This is a genomic window from Photobacterium sp. 2_MG-2023 (assembly GCF_030547675.1).
GTDB lineage: Bacteria > Pseudomonadota > Gammaproteobacteria > Enterobacterales > Vibrionaceae > Photobacterium > Photobacterium arenosum.
On record NZ_JAUOQQ010000024.1, the window covers coordinates 37,484 to 58,743 of the forward strand.

General features: G+C 49.2%; 16 protein-coding genes. 9 read left to right on the forward strand and 7 right to left on the reverse strand.

The features are described 5' to 3' along the window. Positions 1-134 precede the first annotated feature (134 nt). Together Q4491_RS17140 and Q4491_RS17145 are read right to left on the reverse strand one after the other, a co-directional pair. Positions 135-2,306: a cytochrome-c peroxidase gene (locus Q4491_RS17140; RefSeq protein ID WP_303459270.1), complete on the reverse strand. Its 2,172-nt coding sequence runs from the start codon at positions 2,304-2,306 to the stop codon at positions 135-137. 76 nt (positions 2,307-2,382) lie between these two features. Further along, the gene (locus Q4491_RS17145) at positions 2,383-3,081 is read right to left on the reverse strand and encodes a PEP-CTERM sorting domain-containing protein (protein ID WP_192014074.1); all 699 of its coding nucleotides are present in this window, start codon (positions 3,079-3,081) and stop codon (positions 2,383-2,385) included. Between the two features lie 834 nt (positions 3,082-3,915). Between Q4491_RS17145 and Q4491_RS17150 the strand changes: the two genes are divergently transcribed. Further along, positions 3,916-5,334, forward strand: a complete 1,419-nt coding sequence (locus Q4491_RS17150) for an MATE family efflux transporter (protein ID WP_303459274.1) — start codon at positions 3,916-3,918, stop codon at positions 5,332-5,334. 15 nt (positions 5,335-5,349) lie between these two features. On the opposite strand, the gene Q4491_RS17155 is transcribed toward Q4491_RS17150, so the two are convergent. Further along, the gene (locus tag Q4491_RS17155; RefSeq protein ID WP_303459277.1) at positions 5,350-6,165 is read right to left on the reverse strand and encodes a helix-turn-helix domain-containing protein; all 816 of its coding nucleotides are present in this window, start codon (positions 6,163-6,165) and stop codon (positions 5,350-5,352) included. 83 nt (positions 6,166-6,248) lie between these two features. On the opposite strand from Q4491_RS17155, the gene Q4491_RS17160 reads away from it, so the two are divergent. Further along, positions 6,249-6,968, forward strand: coding sequence for a gamma-glutamyl-gamma-aminobutyrate hydrolase family protein (locus Q4491_RS17160; protein WP_303459280.1), 720 nt, complete (start codon positions 6,249-6,251; stop codon positions 6,966-6,968). Between the two features lie 12 nt (positions 6,969-6,980). Here the strand turns inward: Q4491_RS17160 and Q4491_RS17165 are convergent, their stop codons facing one another. Next, the gene (locus Q4491_RS17165; RefSeq protein WP_192014066.1) at positions 6,981-7,859 is read right to left on the reverse strand and encodes a LysR substrate-binding domain-containing protein; all 879 of its coding nucleotides are present in this window, start codon (positions 7,857-7,859) and stop codon (positions 6,981-6,983) included. A 101-nt stretch (positions 7,860-7,960) separates the two neighbouring features. On the opposite strand from Q4491_RS17165, the gene Q4491_RS17170 reads away from it, so the two are divergent. Beyond that, the gene (locus tag Q4491_RS17170) at positions 7,961-8,659 is read left to right on the forward strand and encodes an FMN-dependent NADH-azoreductase (protein ID WP_303459284.1); all 699 of its coding nucleotides are present in this window, start codon (positions 7,961-7,963) and stop codon (positions 8,657-8,659) included. Between the two features lie 101 nt (positions 8,660-8,760). Here Q4491_RS17170 and Q4491_RS17175 read toward each other — a convergent pair whose 3' ends face one another. Beyond that, positions 8,761-9,678 (reverse strand): EamA family transporter, encoded by a 918-nt coding sequence (locus Q4491_RS17175; protein WP_192014064.1) that lies wholly within the window; start codon positions 9,676-9,678, stop codon positions 8,761-8,763. 119 nt (positions 9,679-9,797) lie between these two features. Between Q4491_RS17175 and Q4491_RS17180 the strand changes: the two genes are divergently transcribed. The 5 genes from Q4491_RS17180 (at position 9,798) to Q4491_RS17200 (ending at position 16,914) form a co-directional block, all read left to right on the forward strand. Then, entirely contained in the window at positions 9,798-11,216 is a 1,419-nt protein-coding gene (locus Q4491_RS17180) for a PLP-dependent aminotransferase family protein (protein ID WP_237796393.1), read from the forward strand. Positions 11,217-11,320: 104 nt separating this feature from the next. Beyond that, a complete protein-coding gene (locus tag Q4491_RS17185; protein ID WP_303459290.1) occupies positions 11,321-12,757 on the forward strand; it encodes a DUF3404 domain-containing protein in 1,437 nt (478 codons plus the stop codon). Then, on the forward strand, positions 12,754-13,398 hold the full coding sequence (locus Q4491_RS17190; protein WP_192014060.1) for a response regulator transcription factor: 645 nt from the start codon (positions 12,754-12,756) through the stop codon (positions 13,396-13,398). The genes Q4491_RS17185 and Q4491_RS17190 overlap by 4 nt, the downstream gene beginning before the upstream one ends. Before the next feature lie 3 nt (positions 13,399-13,401). Beyond that, positions 13,402-14,328, forward strand: a complete 927-nt coding sequence (locus Q4491_RS17195; protein WP_303459293.1) for a DUF2861 family protein — start codon at positions 13,402-13,404, stop codon at positions 14,326-14,328. 108 nt (positions 14,329-14,436) lie between these two features. After that, positions 14,437-16,914: a glycoside hydrolase gene (locus Q4491_RS17200; RefSeq protein ID WP_303459296.1), complete on the forward strand. Its 2,478-nt coding sequence runs from the start codon at positions 14,437-14,439 to the stop codon at positions 16,912-16,914. Between the two features lie 66 nt (positions 16,915-16,980). Here Q4491_RS17200 and Q4491_RS17205 read toward each other — a convergent pair whose 3' ends face one another. Continuing rightward, complete coding sequence (locus tag Q4491_RS17205) at positions 16,981-17,901, reverse strand: M14 family metallocarboxypeptidase (RefSeq protein WP_303459299.1); 921 nt, start codon at positions 17,899-17,901, stop codon at positions 16,981-16,983. 332 nt (positions 17,902-18,233) lie between these two features. Further along, on the reverse strand, positions 18,234-19,151 hold the full coding sequence (locus tag Q4491_RS17210; protein ID WP_303459302.1) for a LysR substrate-binding domain-containing protein: 918 nt from the start codon (positions 19,149-19,151) through the stop codon (positions 18,234-18,236). Positions 19,152-19,263: 112 nt separating this feature from the next. Between Q4491_RS17210 and Q4491_RS17215 the strand changes: the two genes are divergently transcribed. After that, complete coding sequence (locus Q4491_RS17215) at positions 19,264-21,258, forward strand: CocE/NonD family hydrolase (protein ID WP_303459303.1); 1,995 nt, start codon at positions 19,264-19,266, stop codon at positions 21,256-21,258. Positions 21,259-21,260: the final 2 nt, after the last annotated feature.

Genomic DNA, 21,260 nt, shown 5'->3' on the forward strand with positions numbered 1-21,260 from the left:
GCTGAGCAGGTAACGAATAAAGTATAGTCTGCCGGAAGCAAGATAATTGTTGCGAATCTTATACTGGTCCTGTGCCAGTCAAGGCCAAACGGTATTGGCCTTGACTGGTGCTATTGCTCTTGATTGCCGTATCGTTACAGCGGTCCTCCCTGATTGAACAAATCGCCTGAGTTTGCCCAGCATTTACTGAAGGGTAAACCGGACGCTCCGACAGCCGGTAGGGTGATCAGAATGTCATCGGCGCGATTATCATTGTTGCTGTCCTGATCAAGATGTCCATTGGAAACCGTTAAGCTCGGGTGGTCGAACGGTGCTTGGGCACAACGCACCCGCTCATCGGTTAACGTTTTCAGGAAAGCCACTAAATCGGCTTGTTCTTGAGAGGTTAAGCCCAGTGGTCTGATATCAGGATCCAGATTGGAATCATTATTACCAAAGCCAGAGTTATTGTTTGACTCAGAACCTCTGCGGTTTCCTCCCCGGTTGTAGAATTCGACAACCTGTTCGAGCGTCGCGGCACCGCCATTGTGGAAATACGGCGCTGTTAACGCGATGTTCCGCAACCCGGGCGTTTTAAAGGCACCGTCAACAGCATCGCGTTCCAGACCTGCGATGACCCTATCTCGTAGCGCATTGGTCTGCTGCGCGGAGTTACAAGGGAAATCATTAAGTACAGGAACCTCAAAGGTGCAGGGATCGACTTCAAACGGATCAGGCGCGTTATTGCCGAGCAAAATATCAAAATACTGGCGGGTAAAAGACAGCGGGTTGCCCCAGGGGTCAACAGCACCGACACCCAGATCCTCTTTGGTTGGTTTCACTCCGATGTTGTAGAAACCGTTATCATAGAGTGCAACCTGGTTATCACCCATGATCATTCGCTCAACAAGACCTTCTTCCTGATTTTCAGCTTGCAGGTGAACGGCGGCAGAGGTGAACTCTGGACCTTTGTGACAGTTAACACATTTTCCTTTATCAACGAATACCATAAGCCCTTGTTTTTCCTGCTCAGACAGCGCATTTTCATTGGGTTCAATGGCCGGTGAACAAGAAGGTTCATGACATCCTCTGAAGCGGTCAAACGCAGTATCATCGGAAATGAGTTCAGCTTCGTAAAGCATGATGGCAATGCCCCAGAACAGAGAGAAATTGATCTCGGTTTGGGTATAGCCCTGGCTGTCACTAACCAGCATTGGTTCGCTGCCGCTGTTATCAATAACAAAGTTGCCACGGGCTGCCCAGTATTGCGGCTCGAAAGCCATTCGTATTAACTGAGCGTAGCTGGTTCGCAAGCCTTTGCCGCTGGGATGGACCAAATCGGACAGGTGGCTGTCATTGTTAGCGATATCTTGCTGTGCCAGTGGTCTCAGGCTAACGATGCGTCGACCGACATCGGCAAACTGTCTGCCTGCACAGGACATTTCAAAATCACTCAATGTTGGCCCGACAGCCTGAGAAGCCAGACTGGCGTTGTTGAGATCGATCCGGGCAAGTTCGGGAGTACGGCCGTTAAGGATCATCACCCTCGCTTGCTCATTACGTCGTCCGAACGGGTCGGTACCGTTAAAGATATTGTTGGCACGACCATCCCAAAAGTTTCTGAAGTTAAATGCAGCATTGATGACCGTTGGGGTGTTCCTCGGTTCGACTTTTCGGGTAGCCAGGTTGGACTGAGTATGGAAAATGCTGCCTTCCGGGTCACCACAGTACTCATTCAGATCTCTGGGAATCACAGTGCCGAATGAACCATCGAAGGTTCCCGGTGATGTAGCGGAGTCATTGGTGGAGTATACAATGGCTGAATTGCGGTCATCTTTATCAACCAGCTGGTGAAATGGAAAATCATCCGGGGTGAGTGTGATATTGGCCCGGGCCACTTGGTTACTGGCGGTAAAGCCATCGGTTGCCACCGGGCTGGGTGGTACGGTGCCACCAAACTCAGTATCAGGGTCGGGATTGCCATTGGCATCGACCCGCAACAGGCCGGGAGTAAGAATATTGGTGATCCTGCCATCGGCACCCGCTTTGAAGTGGCAGCTGGCACAGGCTTGCCCGTCACTGCCGACCTGCTGATCCCAAAAGAAGGCTTTGCCAAGTTTTATGGCGATGTTTTTGTCTCTTACAATACCGGTTAAATCAGGTAGAGGTACTTGAAGGTTCGTGAGTGCTTCAGGAATCAAACTTTCTATTGGTTCAGGTTCTTCGGCAGGTATTTCAGATTGTGCAAAAAATACAGCCCCCAAGCTAAAACAAGCAATGGTGCAACCTAGTGCACCAAAGCGCATTGCTTTTCTACTTTTTTCCATTATTATTCCCTCGCATTAATAAACAACGATCAATGCTTACTTCAGAGATTTTATTATTGGTTAATGTTAAATAAATCTATGAGTTAATTTTAAGACGTCTTCTTAGTGACACACTTGCTCCAAATAAAATAGTAGTGAACAGAAGCAGAGAGCCGGGTTCCGGAACTTGATACGTACCGTCGAAATATAAATCGGTGTAATAGTTGTCGGTTAAATGCAACCCAGGGCCATAGTCTTTGAGGGTATAGGTAAAGGATAAAATAGAGCCGTGTGAGAACTCATCGATGTTAAAACCCAGCGCGAGCCCATGTGAAAAGAAAGCTGGAGTCACTGAATTATTGAGGGCTAAGCCATAGTAGTAAAAGTTTCCGGAAAGATCATAGCTATCATTAATCTCCCAACTGTCGGCACTGTTGCCGGCATTATAGGCATAATCATCATCACCGTAAAAATCAATGACTGCATCTAATACACCCACAATATGAACATCCGTAAAGCTACTGCCGGAGTTATTTTTGATCTGCCACTGTAATGTACCGTAGTTATCACTATCAAGCGCAGATGTGAAAGAGGTGACAAACTCGTAGGGGATGTCACTGTAGCCAATGCCGTAGTTGTCGAGTGGTGTATCTACATAAACATTTGTATTGTCAGGAGAAAAATAACTTGAAAACGCAAATATGTCTACCAGTCCTGCTTGTGAGGTTGATGATAACAAGAGACCTGAGACATATAAACCAGTGCGAACAGTTCGAAATGTAGATGAGATTTTCATGATATACCCCCTGCTTTATTAGTATTTAATTATCTCACGACGAATTCATGCCAAATTCATGCCGTTTTTGTTCGGTGGTTTAACTTGTTGATTTAAATTTATTTTCATTTAATTCCTGTCGCGTTTGTTTTTATGGTGTAATTTTTTCTGACAGTTAATTTGATGCAATGTTTGCTATGTCGTTAAAGCTAGTCATTACGGTATGTTTTTATTTTTCATTAAGAATAAAAATTATGGTTTTTAAAGTGTTGGTTTGTTTCTGCGGGTAACTAATAAAGAGATGGAAAAACTAAGAAAGGATTCGAAGATTTATACTTTATCCCTGTTGTAATTTATATTGACTGCGTCAATAGAAGGGGACAAATATGCTTTATTTTTAATCGTGACAATAACGCTGTTGATAATAGTTGCTATTGTTATTTATGTTGTGTTAGTTGTTCAGTGAGGATTCGAGTGGTAACTGAATATTCTTGGGTCTGGGTTTTATCGAACTAATAGTACAGTATGCTGTTTATTAGTCATGGCTGCATTATGATCTGGCGAGGAAAATGGGCGTCAATGTATCACTGGGTGAGAGGAATATAAGAGGTGGAGCTAAGAAGAACGGCACTCAATGTAATATCCTGCATGGATTGTTTGTTATCGGCACTGACAATAGCAGCTAACCTTGCTGTAACAAGCCATGCCAGCAGCAGCTAATCATTTGTCAACCTGCAAAAGGCCATGCAAAAAGACTATAAAAGCGAATGCTTATAGTGGCCTGACTAACTATATTGACTAAAGTATCCGCATTTTCAAAACGTATTTATAACGATAACTGCATAAGGCATGGCGATGACAGACAGGCAAAACAGGTTTCTCGTAGGTCCTATCAATAAAGTACTTATCTCGTTAGCGGTTCCCATTATTTTGACCAATATTCTGCAGTCGGCCTATCAGCTGACAGATGCATTCTGGGTGGGGCGCTTGGGCGCATCTGAAGTGGCGGCTGTGTCTGTTAGCATGCCCGTTACCTTTCTGGTGATTGCGTTAGGTTCAGGGTTAGCCATGGCGGGCGCAACGTTATCTGCACAATACATGGGGGCAGGGCGCCGGGACAAAGTGAACCATGTGGCGGCTCAGACCATGCTGATGGTCGCGGTTACGTCCGTGGTGCTGGGATTCACTGGCTATTTGCTATCGCCCTATTTCCTGATGTTACTGGGCGTGAGCGAAAAGGTCTATGGCGATGCGCTCAAGTTCATGCACGTGTCGTTTATCGGGGTGATTTTTGTCTTTTTATTTGCCATGTTTCAGTCGCTGATGCGGGGGATCGGGCAGATCAAGATCCCGTTGATGATTGTCTTCGGTACTGTGATCCTCAACTTTTTTCTGGACCCCTTGTTTATTTTTGGCCTTGGCAGTTTTGAAGGACTGGGTGTCATGGGGGCGGCGCTGGCGACACTGGTCACCCAGTCAATTGCTGCAATACTGGGCCTGATGGTTTTCATGCGGGGCAGACATGGCATCCAGCTGGAATGGCACAACTTCAAGCCCGATTTTGCCTATATTAAAAAAGCTTTTTTTCTGGGTGTCCCTGGCTCAGTAGAGCTGTCTGCCCGTGCATTGGGGATGATCATTCTGTCGTTTCTGGTGGCGAGTTTCGGAACAGTAACGATTGCCTCTTATGGCGTGGGTTCCAACCTGCTGCAGTTTGTGATGATTCCGGCCATGGGGCTGTCGATGGCTGTGTCGACCTTGGTGGGGCAGAACATAGGTGCGAACCAGATTGAACGGGCAGAAAAAATCACCTTGCTGGGCACGCTATGGGGCTTTCTCGGTCTGACGGTGATCGGCATCCTATTCTATGTTTTCGCCCCTCATTTGATCGCTGTGTTTATACCCGATGATCCTGAGGTGATCAATGAAGGTGCCCACTTTCTGCGTACTATGTGCCTGACGTGGGGCGGTATTGGGGTACAGCTTTGCGTCGTTTCCGCGTTTCGGGCGTCAGGTAATATGCAGAACGCCATGATGGTTGCATTGGTGTCGCAATGGGTGGTGCAATTTCCTCTGGCCTATGTGTTGTCAAAACATACGGCGTTGCAGGATAACGGTATCTGGTGGTCTTTTGCTGTTACCAATGTGGTGGTCGCTGTTTTTGCGTTTTGCTGGTTTAAGCGAGGAACATGGAAAAAGACCCGCCTGACTGAAGAAGAGCAACAGATAGTGCATATCACGGATGAAGCCTTAATTGAAAAAGGCAATCAGTAGCTCAGCTACGTGCTGTTACTCAATAGTGCGCTGATGTTTGAACTGCTGCGGGGTCAGTTTGAAGGCCAGCCGGAATGCTTCAATGAAAGCGGAAACAGACTGGTAGCCAATCTCATGGGCCACATCCTGCACAGGTAAACCTTGCTCAAGCAGCGTCATTGCCGTCATGAGCCGCAGGCGCTGCCGCCATTGCGGAAACGTCAGTTGTATTTCTTTCTGAAACACCCGGGACAATGTCCGTTCGGTTGCTCCGGTCTGACGAGCCCATTGTGCCAGGGTTTTTGTGCTGCCGGGATGACTCAGTAACTCATCGGCTATAGGTATAAGCCGGCGGTCTTGCGGCATGGGCAGCTCCAGTGAACTGTCTTTGTCTGCGCTTAACTCGTCTTCCAGTACTGCCAGCAGGCGCAAGATGCCAGGTGGTTGCTGTTGATCGCGCAAAACAGATTGCCTGAGTTTCAGGATCAGTTCGCGGAAAAACGGCGTCACTTCAATCGGCTGGCTGGAAGCCGGTAAGCGGTTTAAGGACTCAGGGTTCAGGTACACGGCGATAAATGTGGTGTCCTGCAGCGCCCTGGACTCGTGCCGGGTGTGTGCCGGAATAAACAATGCCCTGTGGTGTGGAATACAGAACTGATGCGTGTCAGTGCTGCATTTCAATAATCCCCTGGATGGAAAAATAATCTGATGCCACGCGTGCTGATGCGGTTTGTCGTGAAAGCCTTTAGCCATGTTCAGGGTATTGATCAGAAGAGGTTGGCACGAATAGGTCGCGATCAGTGTATTACCGTCAGGTGTTGCATATGTCTTTTTATCGATATTTTTTGTCATATTGTCGCTACCTGACCGGATTGTTTCGCGCATAGTATGGGTTGTGTTATCGAAACTCAAATACAAAACGCAAAGGGAAAGCAATGAAAGTACATTTTGTTATGCATGAAGCGTTTGAAGGACCAGGCGCTTTATTACAGTGGATTGATCAACGTAATTATTCGACGTCATATTCGCGTGTTTATCTGGGCGAGGTACTACCAGAACGCGGTGATGATATGGATCTGCTGATTGTATTGGGTGGCCCGCAAAGTCCGGCAACCACCAGAGAAGAGTGTCCGCATTTTGATGCCGCAGCGGAAATTACGCTGATCAAAAAAGCTGTCGCAAGCAAAACGCCCGTGGTCGGGTTCTGCCTGGGGGCACAACTTCTCGGGGAAGCGTTAGGTGCGCCGCATAGCCGGAGTCTGGAACCGGAAGTGGGCTGCTTTCCCATCGTGCTTAACAAACACGCAAGGCTGGATCGCAAGTTTGAAGGGTTTCCGCCTGAACTGGTTGTTGGTCACTGGCATAATGACATGCCGGGGCTGACACCTGAATGCCAGGTGCTGGCAACCAGTCTGGGCTGTCCGCGCCAGATTGTGCGTTATACCCCGCTAGCCTATGGCTTTCAGTGCCACCCCGAATTTACCCGCGACTCGGTGGAAGGTCTCATCAGGCACTCTGGTGAGGATCTGAACAATGCTGAAAACAGGCCTTTCATTCAGACGGCAGAGCAACTGCGTCATGCCGATTACAGTGAAATGAACCGTGCTTTATTCAGCTTCCTGGATGCGCTGGTGGCTGAGTCACGCCGTGAGTGAGGGTGACAGCATTTAGGTGAGTGTCTGCTGAAGCCAGGAAACAAACTGCTGAACCGCGGCAGTTTGTTTGTGGCGGCTAGGGATGACTGCGTAATATTCAAGCCCTGTTTTTTGCAATGACGCAAAGGCAGGGTGCGGTATCAGCCATGCTTCACTCAGGGGTTGCTGTACCAGTAACGTACTGATAAAAGCCACGCCCTGGCTTGCTAATGCAGCCTGTACCGCATGATTTTCCTGATCAAAGTACCGGATACTCACAGACGCAGCAGCGGCCGGAGTTAAACTTTCAAGTGAAGGTTCAATGGCAGGTAAATCGGTATTTTGCCATCGGGTGGTAAAAACAGTGGCGTTTGCTGCTGTTTTTACCTGCTCACAATACGAAGGTGAGGCTACGCAACATAATGTTTCTTTTGTCAGCAGGATAGATTGTGGGTCCGAAGCCGGGCAATGGCCATAACGGATAGCCACATCAAATCGTCTGTCGTGTTCGACATCTTCTTTACTCTCACCGGTTTTCAGAACGACATCCAGTTCAGGATGCTGTTGTCGGAACCGTTCCAGCCTTGGTACCAGCCACAAACTGGCGAAGGCAGAAGTCGTGCTCACGGTAATCGTGCTGGCCTGACGACGTATGTTATTCACCCCTGATTGCAGCTGTTTAAGCGCCTGGTGTGTGCAAAGCAGTAATTCTTCTCCTTCCAGGGTTAACACAACAGATCGGGTTTTTCGTTCAAATAGCTGGGTACCCATCTGCGCTTCCAGTTGACGAATCTGATGAGAAATAGCGGTTGGCGTAACATAAAGCTCAGCAGCGGCGTCTTTAAAGCTTTTCAGACGGGCGGCGGCTTCAAACGCGCGAAAGCTGTTGAGTGAGGGGAGACGGGCGAACATTTAATATACCTAAAGGTGAGTTTTTTTCATCTATGTGGAAGTATATCCCTTTTGTCATTACTGTCACTCAGGCAGACAATATTCTCTGACCACAACTTACTTTGGAACAGAAGGATAAGCGGATGACAATTTTACATTTAGATGCCAGTGTACGCAGGACTGATAATCTCGTTTCAGGCCATAATTCAATTTCTAAACAAATAGCGGCTTCTTTTATGGATGTATGGCTGACTAATGCTCCGCAAACCGCTGTGATACATAGGGATATTGGTATTAACCCGCCAGAGTTCATTAGTCAGGACTGGATTGCAGCGGCTTTTACTCAGGAGGTGAATCGGACCGCTGCCCAAAGGAAAGTGCTGGCGCTGTCTGATGAATTCATTGAGGAAGTCATGGCTGCGGATACGATAGTCATCTCGACACCAATGTACAACTATGGTTTGCCTGCTGCGCTGAAAGCTTGGTTTGACCAGGTAATACGCATCAATAAAACTTTTTCATTTGACCTGGAACGGGGTGATTTTCCTTTGTCGCCGATGTTAACCGGGAAAACACTGGTGCTCATTACCTCTACAGGTGAATTTGGTTTTGAAGCCGGAGGAGTCCGCGAAGCGATGAATCACCTTGGTCCGCATATTCGTGTTATGAGTCACTATTTGGGGGTGGAAAAGACCTATGAAATAAGTGCCGGCTACCAGGAATTTGGTGATAGCCGCCATCAGGCGTCGCTGAAAGCGGCGTATGCAGAGGCTGAAAACCTGGCGCGATCACTGGCAAACCGAGATCTGGGCATTCGCTGAGCATGGCTACAGACATCTGATGGCCCAGTCGGTGAGGTTCTCCTGATGCAATAATTGGGTTCTGACACGAAAAGCCACCTGTCACCAGGTGGCTTAGACAATCAGACTTTCTGATCAGAGACTTTCCTTACACGCCATTGAGCCAGTCTGGCAGCCAAAAAAGTGTTGCCGGGTTTGAGCAGAATAATGAGCACACCCGCCAGAATCATTGCTGCAGATATGACCTGTAAAGCACCGACATGCTCACCGTAAAAGAGATAGCCGCCGAGCAAGCCGAATACTGACACCATCAGATTGACCGGTGCGACCGTACTGAGCGGATACTTCACCAGCATACGATTCCATACCCAGTAGCCAAATACCGTGGTCGGATAGGCCTGAAATAGGACTGAGAAAGTGGTGTAGCCATTCCAGCTGTTAATCGTGGTGGTGATGATATCTGTACCATTTAGCGAGAGTGCAAAGAGCAACAATGGCAGAGGCGCAAATGCCATGCCCCAGATACTGAAGGCAAAGGGTTGTCGGGTGCCTGATTTCTTCACCAGGGTGCTGACCAGGCTCCAGGACAATGCTGATATCATCACTAAAGCCACACCTTTTATTGTGATGGTGCCGTCAGTGGCCATCAGGGATAAAGCCAACCCGGTAAACGCAAACAGGGCGCCAATGACTTTGTGTATTGTGAATCTGTCGCGAAAAACCAGATAACCAATGAACAGACCAAAAATGACATTGGTCTGCAGTAACACTGATGTCATTCCCGCAGACAGTCCGGCGGTGATTGACCAGGATGCCATGCCCCATACACCCACTCCAAACAGCACGCCGTAACTCACCAGGTAGCGCCAGGCAACATCCGGTTTACGAACAAAGAAGATCAGTGGCATTGTCGCAAGTGTGAATCGAATTGCAGTCATCAGCAGAGGATCAGCCTGACTGACGCCCAGTTTGATCACAGAGAAATTGATGCCCCAAATGAACATCACGAATAAGCCCAGGCAGGCATCTTTAAATGTCATGCGTTGTACTCCATTGTTGATTTAACCAACATTGTGGATTACCGTCGCAGAAAGGTGCAGATACAATTTTTAACAATAAAAAGAGCACAGTTTGTGTTTCAAGCTGAAAAGGGGACGCCATGAGGTATAAACAATTAGCAGAGCAGTATATTGCCGATATTCAATCAGGTCTGCTGGCTGCTCAAGTCCGCATGCCCTCATTGCGCCAGTTTGCACAATTACATCAGGTAAGCATGACCACTACCTTGAATTGTTATCAGCATCTGGAATCTCAGGGCTGGATTGTCGCTAAACCGCAATCCGGTTATTACGTAGCACAGCGATCAACCCTGCGCTTACCGGATCTGGCGCAGTTTGAAAGTCAGCTGGCATTGGCATCTGACTATTCGCTGGACAAGGGAAATGCGCCTGACAGTCAGTTCGCCGGGCCGCTGGGTTATTCCCGCTTTGAAGTCACTCATAAACTGACCAGTCAGATGGAACAGAGCTTCCGGCGTACAAACCGGCGCCTTGGTGAAAGGTTGAACTTTTATCCCACCCGACAGGGTGAGGCTATGTTGCGCAGTGTCTTGTCTGCACATTTTGCGAATTACAGTTTTCATTTCACCGCTGAGCAATTGGCCATCACAAACGGCTGCATGGATGCCATACGCACGGCCATTGAAGTCTGTACTCAACCTGACGATGCCATTGCTGTCAGCTCGCCATGTTTCAACGGACTGTTAACCTTATTGCGGGAAATGTCGCGCAATATCGTGGAGATTCCGTCTGTGGACAGCGGCATAGATCTGGACCAGTTGGAACATCATATGCAGCAGGGGACGGTTCAAGCCGGTCTCTTTTGTACGACTCATATGAATCCGCAGGGTATTACGATGTCACCGTCACAAAAGCAGCGACTGGCAAAGATGGCATCCCGTTATGAAATTCCTGTGATTGAAGATGATGTGTACATGGAATTACCCCACGGCAATACAGTGCCATTACCAGCAAAATATTACGACAAAAGCGGATATATACTCTGGTGCGGTTCCGTATCCAAAACATTGGCCGCCAGCTATCGCCTTGGCTGGTGTTTGCCGGGGCGTTATCTGAATCAGTATCTGAGCAAACATGCGGCAGGCTGCTTTGGTGTATCGCTGCCGATACAGTTGGCCGTCGCTGATTTTATCGATAGTGGCCAGTATGCGCGTCATTTGAAAACACAAAGGTTTGATTTGTTGCTCCATAAGCGGCGCTACCGAGAATATTTGCAGCAGCATCTGCCGGAAACAGTTCGTATCAGTGATCCTGCTGGCGGGTTAGTACTTTGGTTACAGATACCAGGCATGGATGAGGCAAAAATTAAGTCTTTGCTGATTGAGGCTAAGCTGGATATCAGGCTGGGTGAGTGTTTCACTTTGCGGGATCTGTACCGGGACAGCCTGCGAATTAATATCGGCTACGCGCTGCCCGAACCGGGAGAGCCGGATAACGCAGCCAAATGCGCGCTGGACACATTGATTGCAGTGGTTAACAGGGCAATCACTGACGAATAACCACATGGAACGGCGCTTATAAAATGCCAAACAGTGACATTGCGGAGACAATGTCACGACAAGCATTGTGTATGATCGCGCATTATTTTTTCTGAGAGAGTTAAATGGTCAGGAATGCATTGCTTCCGCTGTTATTAGTGGCCTTGCCTGTATGCGGGCAGCCGGAAACACATCTGGCCCATCAACAATGGCAGGCATTTTCTGATCGTATTGCAACAGTGCAGGGTGAGGATCAAATCAGTCAGCAGTCGTTGAATCAGTATCCGCAGGAATTGCTGTTACCTGTCAGTCAGTACCCAGATTTAAAGCGGTTCAGCTGGGCGCAGATAGAAACACTTTATCACATTCATACCCACTGCTCTGAAGACGACAATGTGTTGAGTGACAGTGCGGATTGGCGCAGAGCGGTGCAATTTGAACTGATCTTGTGCCGCGAAGGTAAACTTCCATCGCAATGGAGTCAGCACCTGTCCGAGAGGCACCCTGCCGGTGGCAGCTATGCAGACAGGTATGCGAACTACCTGAGAGATCATCATGATGAAAGTGACGCGAATGCATTTCTTCAACAGCATGCCAACAGCCTGACTCTTGCCCATCCGCTGCATCCGTTACACGGTATATTTGCCTCACTTTCTGATACGGGTCAGTCGGCTATTCTGGGCGGCTCGCGGTATTTTCTGACGAAAAGTGGCCGCTTGTGGCGCAACACTCTGACTGGCATTGATGTGTTAAGCCCGGAGCAATGGCAACCGATAGCAGACAAGGCGGGTATCAGGATCACCCGGTCTAGTGACCAGGTCAGCGAGAGTTGTCGTTTTCAGTACAGTAACTTATGCATTGAGCTTCGTCATACCAATGCGCTTTGGTGGCAGGGCGGCATGCTTATTTTACTTGTCATTATTCTTGGGCTGATTTTCAGGCTGGGGCTGGAGCGACGACGGGAAATGAAAGAGCGGCAGTTTATCCTGCAATTGCTGACGCACGAATTGCGAACACCCATTACCAGCCTTGGTTTTACGGTGGAGCAGTTCAGAGATGAATATGATCACTTGAACGAGCAAAGTCAGCATGCGTTTTACCGGCTGCTGGGCGACTACCAGCGCCTCTACCGGCTGACAGAAACCAGCAAAGGGTTTCTCAGCGGACGCCGGGAAGAAGGGCTAGATAAGCAAGAAGCTCAGTTTTCAGAGTGGCTGGAGAGCATAGCCAGCCAGTATGACTTGCACTGCCATATCGATGGAGATCGTAGGGTGTCGCTGCCTTATTACTGGCTGGGCGTGTGCTTGGATAATCTGCTGCGTAATGCCGTTTTACATGGCAAGCAACCGATATATCTTGATGCCCAAATCTCTGACAGCCTGGTTATTGAGGTGAGGGATCAAGGGACATCGCCTGCACGCTGGGAAAAGTGGTTACTAACTGAGAAAGGGGACGGTATGGGGATTGGGCTGATGATAGTCAACCGTATCATGCGCCGGATTGGCGGGCGCATGACTCACTTACGGCATCCAACCAGGTACATTCTGGAGTTGCCACTATGAGCCGGGTTTTGCTGGTTGAGGACGATGTGTTACTGGGTGAAGGTCTTTCGATGTATCTGGCCAAAAACGGTTATCGCTGTGATTGGATCAAAAAAATATCGGATGTGGAAAAACATTGGATTCAGGCCGATCTGGTTGTGCTGGATCGCCAGTTACCTGAAGGTGACAGTGTGAAATGGCTGCCTGGCTGGCTGTCAGTGAAAGCGCTCCCGGTGATCATTTTAACGGCCAAAACCGATGTCGATCACCGTATTGAAGGGTTAAGTGCCGGCGCGAAAGATTATGTCATCAAACCGTTTTCACATCAGGAGCTGCTAGCCCGGATTCAGGCCCAACTTCGTCCGTTAGGAGAAGTCGAGTTCCAATATAGAAACCTTGTGGTGAATCTGTCTTATCAGACTGTCATGATGGATCAGCAAAATATTCCTCTGAAACCTAAAGAATTTCAGTTACTTGCGTTGCTGGTTCAGAATCCGGGACGGGTTTATCACCGGGATGAACTCTTGAATAAGGTGTGGGGATATCAGGCATTTCCCTCTACCCGGACAGTCGACAATCATGTTCTGCATCTGCGGCAGAAATTTCCCTCTTTGGCAATCGATACTGTCCGCAGCGTTGGCTACCGGCTAAGAAAGGAGTAATCCGTGCGATTTATTAGCACTAAAGCCATGGTATTTTCCCTGTTGCTTGCCGCTTGTGTATGTCGTTCTGCATTAGCCTCAGATCAGGTGCAGGCCGGGAGTACCGCAGCCGGTGGCTGGTTTATGTCCACGCCATTACAGCGGGTTTATCAGGCTCTGGCCGATCACAATATGCTGCTGGCGTGGCAAGAGTTACAGGTCGTTTTGCAGCAGAGTACAGAACCGGTTACCCCGGACTTATGGCAACCTGTTTTTCAGCAGCTGATTAATCAGTCAGATTGTGGACGCAGGCTGACTGAGTATCCGGGAGTACTGTCAGATTGGGTTGACCAACCCCGAATTTCGCTGTCGATACAGGATAAAGTAAATCTCAGCCAGAGGGTGTATCAGCTTAAACTCTCGATTGATGGCGCCGGACATGCAATGGAAGTGAGCCTGACGGATTCGCGGGGCAATCAATGGCTATCGGGGGCAAGCTCAACGCCGGTAGAGGGCTACAGCGAACTGGAAAGCAGAGAATGGTTTCAATCCGTGCCTGATGGATACTATCAGCTGAGTGTTGGGGAGAAACATTATCCGTTGATTCTGACTTCACTGCAGGAAACAGAAAGGGCTCCAGCGATTCAATTACAGCAGGCAGAAAAGAGTACAGCCGGGGTTTTCGTGTTTTCACCGGATCTCTCTGCGGATCGAAATGCCTGTCAGAGGCAGAGATTGCAGTGGCAATGGTTCGACAGTGACTATCAACTGGCATCTCCTGCTGAAACCCTAGTATTGGATGCTCAGGGGCATGGCGTGCCGCCCCGTGACAAACCTGATAACGCGAATTGGTTAAGTGCGGTAGTGGCAGACAGTTATTTTCAAGGGGCGATTAAAATTGAAAACGTGCATCGGCTGACAGTGCCTGTCAGGTACATGCTGACAGACTAATCACTCATCCTGTCCACCTGTCCATCTGTGCGAATGAAGACATAGGGGTGACAATTTGGTGTCCGGCACCATGTGTAATACCGGTGTTTATTAACCCAAGGTATTAGGATGAAGACCCCCATGTTATTGAAAGCAGCCCCTGTGACGGGCCAGCGAGCGCACTTGCAGCCATGTAAAGCGATATTACTTTCAGCTATTTTGCTAATGCCTTGTGGCAAAGTGGCTGCCGATATTATTTCATTACGTGACAACGATCAGCGAGTCGAGATTGATCCCGAATTGCTCGCTATTACCTGGCATACCGACAGCCTGATTTACGATCTGAACCAGGCGGGTGTCAGGGTAAATAACGAAAAACAAAGTGTCAGCCAACGGCAGAAGTCTCAGCGTGATAATGCGTCATGGCTGTGGCAACCCAGTAATATCAGGGTGACAGCGCAATTAGAATCAGGCGACCTGACGCTCCAGTTTCAGTTGCTTTCCGGTGCCAGTATCACTCGCAGTCACCCCATGGTCTTGAACTGGTTTGATTTGCCGGAAACCTCCACTACTGAGCTGTTGTTACCGTTTAATGAAGGGATCAGAGTGCCTGTTCATCACAGGCTTTGGGCGAGGTATTTGCAGGATGAATATTCAGGCAGCAATTCCACGCAGGATCTGAAAATGCCGTTCTGGACTCAGAAGGTCCGGCAACGCGCTGACAGTCAGGTGAACACAGACAACGAAAATGAGCTTGATAATCCGGCCAGATATTTTTCTTATCTGTTAGTCAATCCATTTAACAATGCATTGGCATTCAAAGAGGTAACGGCAAAGGCGGCTGAAACCTCACCTGCTGTTGATATGGTCTCCAGCCACGCTTTTACCCCTCTGAACTGGAATCAGCCTTTTCAGGTCTTGATCCATAGCGGGCAAGACAGGCTGTCTGGCGCCATCCGGTACCGGCGCTGGCGAGACGAGCAGGGCGAGAGAGAAAGCTTGCGGGATAAGGCTGCCCGCAATCCGGATGTCAGCAAAATCATCGGCGCGAGCCATGTGTACTTGTTCGGTAGTGACGGTATCTCGCAAAGTGATGTGACCGACTGGACTGGGTTGCTGAAATGGTACTTTCATCAGTCAGAGCTGAGCGCCTTCGCGAGCCGTGAAGCCCAGACACAATTGCTGCCACTGACAACAGCTAATCAGCCTGTCAGCTTGGATCGCTATCAACAACGTCTTTTGGTCGAGTCTGTTAATCACTCTTTGTCCGCGCTTTTTCCTTTTAGCGAAAATGCGGGCCCATGGGAGCAAATTACCGACCAGTTTGCTGCGATTCAAAAAAGGAAAGCGTATTTAGCAAGCCATGCGGCGCCATTTCTGCTTGCTTCTGACAAATGGGGACAAAGCCTGTCTTCGCCTGTACTTGAAACACTCAAGCAAGCAGGACTGCAGAAATTGTGGCTGGGGTTGGACAACTGGTTACCTGCTTTTTATCAGCCCGAGGTGGTTGAACAGGCAAAAGCGGCGGGATATCTGGTCGCGACTTATGATTCTTATAATACGGCTATTGATAAAACGGATAACGAGAGCTGGTTAACAGCGCACATTCCGGCAGCAATCAGAACGCGTTGCGCTATTGAACGCGCCGATGGGCAGAATCAGGCGGGGTTTCGCGGGCAAGGCAATTACCTCAACCCCGGCTGTGAAACGGACTATGCCAAACAGCGAATCTCACGCATTCTGGAGCTGGGGCAGTTTAACAGCCTGTTTTTGGACGTTGATGCAACAGGTATGGTACGTGAAGATTATTCCGATAAAAGCCGCTTGGCTGCATCCGGGAATGAAAGTGCTGCGACCGGCGGTATGTCTCAGCGGGCAATGGCGCAGGCATTCAATGACCGGCTAGAGTGGGTGAGCGGGCAAGGGGTGCTGCTGGGCTCGGAAGATGGCAACAGTATCACCACCCGAGGTGTGGTGTTTGCCCATGGCATGGAAACCACGGGGTTTGGCTGGACGGATAAAGAGATGAAACATAACCGTCAGTCGCCCTATTACCTTGGTGCCTGGTACCCGGATAATAAGCCGGCCTTCTTTTTTAAGCCGGCAACAGTGAAGGAGCCGTACCGAACTCTGTTCTTCTCGCCGGCTTTTAAAGTGCCCTTATACCAGGCGGTGTTTCATGATGAGCTGATCAATAACCATCACTGGCATATGGATAGCCTGAAGTTTTCTGATGTGAAAGGCATCCGGGATCTGACCAGTATGCTTTATAACACGCCACCCATGGTGCATTTAACCCGTGATGAAGCAGCCTCTGCGACTTCGCCCAGAATCAAAGCATTACAAGATTATCAGCGGGGATTCATGCCATTGCATCAGGCATTGTGGGATAAGGCATTAGTGGGATTTGACTGGCTGAATAGTGATGGCTCTTTGCAAAGAACAAGATTCAGCGATGGTACGCAGATAGTGGCAAATTTCAGCCATAATGTGACTCAAGTTCGCGTAGACAGTCAGCTTGTGACATTGCCCGCTATGAGTATCCGGGCAGAGATATCGCAGGCTAACGGTAAGTCTCCTAAGGTTATTATCTGGCAATCTCAGTGAATCACTGCGAGCGCACCTTATATATTGTGGCAGCTGAAGGGCTGCCACACAGGCTGGATCTGCAGATTATTGCTGTTTCAGAATATACTCCAGTGCCCCTACAATCGCCGCGACTTGTGCGTTGTTGCATTCGCTTGGCGTGACGAGCGGGCTGTCCGGGTACACTTCCGTGGTGGAGCTGTACTGACAGTCTGACAGACCGGCACACAGGCCGAGTTTCTTCAGCGGATAATCAATCACGCCTTCCTGGGAAACCGGAGAACCTATGATGTTTCCTTCGTCATCAGGCGGGGCAATATGGGTGACTTTACGCACTTCATCTATGATGGCTTTCTGGAAGGCATCATGCGGATTGTCGGTGTCGCCCACCACGTAAAAACCGTCAGGAATGCTGCCGGGTTTATACTCAATACCATCACGCGCCGCTAAAGCCGGGCGGAACTCGGTTTCGTCGGTATCTGTGGTTTCATGCAGATCGATGTGAGCCAGGATCTCTGCGTCCTGATCGCTGACCATTTTCATCAGCGCCGCCGATTCTTCCGCCGGGCTGTTGTCGTAAAAGGAACGGTTTGGATCGATCGCATGCGGGTTCCAGCGATTAATCGTCTCGTAACCCCAGGGGCTGACACAAGGGGCAACCAGAATGTTGAAATACTGGCTATAGTGCTGCGCTTTCTCATCGACAAACTGCAGCGCACCATGAACACCGCTGGTTTCATAGCCGTGTACGCCACCTGTGATCAGAATGGTCGGCTTTTGCGTATTCCAGTGACGGGATTTGATGACGAACAGCGGGTACTTTTCTGTGTCATACGACAGAGCGCCATACTGAGCGACATCAAAGCGATCTTTCAGTGCGTCGATCTTAGTGACCACTTCGTCCAGATAGGAACGTTTGATGGTGAGCCGGGCCAGCCACTCTGCCTTCTCTTTCATGGTCCATTTCTGGCCAGGAGTGCCAATCGGGTAGGTACGCTTACTGCTCATAGCTGTCCTTATTTAATGATGTGTTTTCAGGCGTCAGAAGCTTACTCCTCCTGAAGCGCGTGTTCAATCATCTGGCTGCGGAAGATATTCTTTTCAGAACAACAGCTAAATTATTCATCCGGTGCTTTTGCGGCAGCCAGTATTGACATAAATATAGCTGGAACCACAGTGCATTGCCGTACCGGAGAGAAGAGACAGAAAAGGCGAGTGAGCAGGGCAGGGCCTGGGTGAAAAAAAGCCCCTGCAAGTCAGGGGCAAACGTACACATGCATTTCCCAAAAACATGGAGAGCTCCACTGTATCTGGTATGGCAAAAGATGGCTTGATGCAGATCAATCGAATCCGCTTATCTGCATTTCCTGTTCTAAAACCCAACTGACGAAGGTTCTGGCATTGGGGTGCTGGCTTGTTTCAGAAATACTGAGAAAAAATGCATTACTGTCGCACTCCACTGGTTCAGTCAGTGCGATCAGTTTTCCTTCTTCTATTAAAGTGCGGACATGCCAGTCCCAGGCCAGAGCAATACCCGCATCGCTGAGCGCGCCCTGAATGATAGAGACCTGCTCTTCCATCTGAATGACATTAGTCGGCTCCTGGTAGGGGATACCATAACGATTTGCCCAGGTTTGCCAGCCTTCCCAAAAGGACTTGGCATCCTTCAGCATAAGAATGGGTTGTTGCCAAATGGTTTGGATATCTTTGCACTCCGGGCGCTTTGCGAGAAATGCTGGGCTACAAACCAGCAGCATGCGTTCGGCAAAGAGCAAATGGTTATTTTTGTTGAGCGTATCTATCGCGGAGTAGAAGAAAGCGATGTCGTAATCATCGTTATCGCCAATGTGCCTTTCATTGTTGATAATCAGATTGAGAGGTATATCCGGGTAGCGCTCGCGAAAACCATCCAGCCGGGGAATTAACCAGAAGTGTGAAAAGCAGGCCCCGATTTCAATTGTCAGCGGTGCTGTCTGGTTGCCGTTATTCAGTTTTACCGTTTCACGCGCAAGGATCTCAAGCACACTGGTGACGGTTGCCAGATAGTTTTTTCCGTTATCAGTCAGTTCCAGGCCGGTTTTCCGCCGGATAAACAGGTTGGTTTGCAAAAACGTTTCAAGCTGTTTGATTTGCTTACTGATGGCTGTTGTGGAAACGCAGAGCTCAGTGGCGGCTTTTGTGAAACTGCCTGACCGGGCTGATGCTTCAAAAGAGATCAGGTTACTTATCGGCGGTATGGCTTTGTTGTTAATAGGCATCAGGGCTGGTTATCTTTAACTTTTAGTTCATATTAGGTTAACAAAATAGCGATTTACTCACAAACGGCTGTCTTTAATATGGGTTGTCCGACGTCATCGACTCAAGGACATTATGCAAATGATACGTGAAATCCATCATGACATGCTGACGCTGCCGGATGGTACTCAACTGGCCTACCGGGCGTGGTTACCCGTCAATGCAGAGTCAGTCCCGGTTCCCGCTATTCTCGAATTCCTGCCATATCGTAAAAACGACGGTACTATCATCCGTGATGAAATCACCATGGCCCAGACGGCGGCATATGGCTACGCTTGTGTTCGCGTGGATCTGCGTGGTTGCGGTGAATCTGAGGGTTTCATGACGGATGAGTATTCTCAGCAAGAGCTACAGGATGGTCACGATGTCATTGACTGGCTGACAAAACAACCATGGTGCGACGGCAATGTCGGCATGGTTGGTATCTCCTGGGGCGGGTTCAACGCGCTTCAGGTCGCGGCGATGAACCCACCTGCGCTGAAAGCCATTATTACGCAGTGTTCGACGGATGATCGTTATCGGGACGACATTCATTTCAGCGGAGGATGCCTGCTGAATGACAACATGGACTGGGCAGCATTTTTCTGGGCATACGCTCAGGCCCGCTCGCCGGATCCTGCGCTGATCGGGGAAAAGTGGAAATCGGTCTGGTTGGATCGTTTGCAGGCTATGCCTTTTCTGGCCAAACCCTGGCTGACTGAGCAAACCCGTTCGGATTACTGGAAACACGGCTCGGTCTGCGAAAACTACGATGATATTAAAGTACCCGTTTATGCCATGAGCGGCTGGGCAGATGGCTATCGTAATACCGTATTTACCTTGCTGGAAAACCTCAGTGTGCCTTGCAAGGGCCTGGTTGGCCCCTGGGCACACAAATACCCGAATATTGCCTACCCGAACCCAAAAGTTGACTATGTGGCTGAGTCTGTCCGCTGGTGGGATCACTGGTTAAAAGGCAACGACAACGGCATGATGGATGAACCTGCGCTGCATTATTATTTGCAGGAGAGCGTACGGCCGCAAACGGACTATGAGTGTCGCCCCGGAGAGTGGATGTCTGAGCCTGGCTGGCCATCTTCAGATATCCGCCCGCACGCGTTTTATCTGGGTAAACACGGGTTATCTGAATCTCTGAATGAGCACGTCACGTCTTACGCTGTGTGTTCACCTGAGACAGTCGGGCTGGACGGTGGCCGATTCTGCGTCGGCATTCGTCTGGACATGGAGCACCCGGGGGATCAGCGCATTGATGACGCCGGGTCTCTGGTGTTTGACTCCGAAGTGCTGGAGGACGATTTTGCTATCGTCGGACAGGTTATGGCAAAGCTGGCACTGGTATCTGACTCACCGTCGGCGAATGTCATTGTCCGTGTTTCCGATGTGCATCCAGACGGACAAGTGACCAAAATAAGTCACGGTGTACTGAACCTGACCCATCGCAACAGCCATGAATTTCCTGAAGCGCTTAATCCGGGTGAAATTTATGAAGTCGAGGTGCCGGTTAACCATATTGCCTACACAGTACCGAAAGGACACAAACTGCGTATTGCCATCTCGACGGCATACTGGCCACTTATCTGGCCTTCTGCCGATAACGCTACCCTGACTATCTTGCCCAAAGACAGTGTGATCGAGATCCCCCGTAAATCTTCATTCAGCACGGCTAATCCGCTGAAAGCGTACGATCAGCCTGTGACGTTTGCAGGGAAAACACTGCGCCCGAGCGACAGCAAACGCGTTACACACCGCGATTACAAAACCGGTTTGGTAACGCTGGAAACCTATGAAGATTTTGGCCGCCAGTATTACAACTCTTGTCATACAGAGATAGATTTCAAGATAGGGCAGGAAATGCGGATTCATCCCGATGATCCGCTCAGTGCTGAAAACGAGATTGATCTGGCCGTGGAAATGGGCCGGGACGGTTGGTGGACAAAGATTCACAGTCATTATCATATGACCTGTGATCATGAGTATTTTTATATTAAAGCGCGCTGGGAAGCGTTTCATGAAGGTATGTTGATCTTTGAAAAGGACTTTGACGAGAAGATTAAACGTAACTACATGTAAAA

Excerpts from the sequence above, each read along its gene's own strand:
- Q4491_RS17185 (WP_303459290.1), top strand. The coding sequence starts at position 11,321 with ATGGTCAGGAATGCATTGCTTCCGCTGTTATTAGTGGCCTTGCCTGTA.
- Q4491_RS17200 (WP_303459296.1), top strand. The coding sequence starts at position 14,437 with ATGAAGACCCCCATGTTATTGAAAGCAGCCCCTGTGACGGGCCAGCGA.
- Q4491_RS17205 (WP_303459299.1), bottom strand. The coding sequence starts at position 17,901 with ATGAGCAGTAAGCGTACCTACCCGATTGGCACTCCTGGCCAGAAATGG.
- Q4491_RS17150 (WP_303459274.1), top strand. The coding sequence starts at position 3,916 with ATGACAGACAGGCAAAACAGGTTTCTCGTAGGTCCTATCAATAAAGTA.
- Q4491_RS17155 (WP_303459277.1), bottom strand. The coding sequence starts at position 6,165 with ATGACAAAAAATATCGATAAAAAGACATATGCAACACCTGACGGTAAT.
- Q4491_RS17210 (WP_303459302.1), bottom strand. The coding sequence starts at position 19,151 with ATGCCTATTAACAACAAAGCCATACCGCCGATAAGTAACCTGATCTCT.
- Q4491_RS17180 (WP_237796393.1), top strand. The coding sequence starts at position 9,798 with ATGAGGTATAAACAATTAGCAGAGCAGTATATTGCCGATATTCAATCA.
- Q4491_RS17165 (WP_192014066.1), bottom strand. The coding sequence starts at position 7,859 with ATGTTCGCCCGTCTCCCCTCACTCAACAGCTTTCGCGCGTTTGAAGCC.
- Q4491_RS17190 (WP_192014060.1), top strand. The coding sequence starts at position 12,754 with ATGAGCCGGGTTTTGCTGGTTGAGGACGATGTGTTACTGGGTGAAGGT.
- Q4491_RS17140 (WP_303459270.1), bottom strand. The coding sequence starts at position 2,306 with ATGGAAAAAAGTAGAAAAGCAATGCGCTTTGGTGCACTAGGTTGCACC.
- Q4491_RS17145 (WP_192014074.1), bottom strand. The coding sequence starts at position 3,081 with ATGAAAATCTCATCTACATTTCGAACTGTTCGCACTGGTTTATATGTC.
- Q4491_RS17175 (WP_192014064.1), bottom strand. The coding sequence starts at position 9,678 with ATGACATTTAAAGATGCCTGCCTGGGCTTATTCGTGATGTTCATTTGG.
- Q4491_RS17215 (WP_303459303.1), top strand. The coding sequence starts at position 19,264 with ATGCAAATGATACGTGAAATCCATCATGACATGCTGACGCTGCCGGAT.
- Q4491_RS17160 (WP_303459280.1), top strand. The coding sequence starts at position 6,249 with ATGAAAGTACATTTTGTTATGCATGAAGCGTTTGAAGGACCAGGCGCT.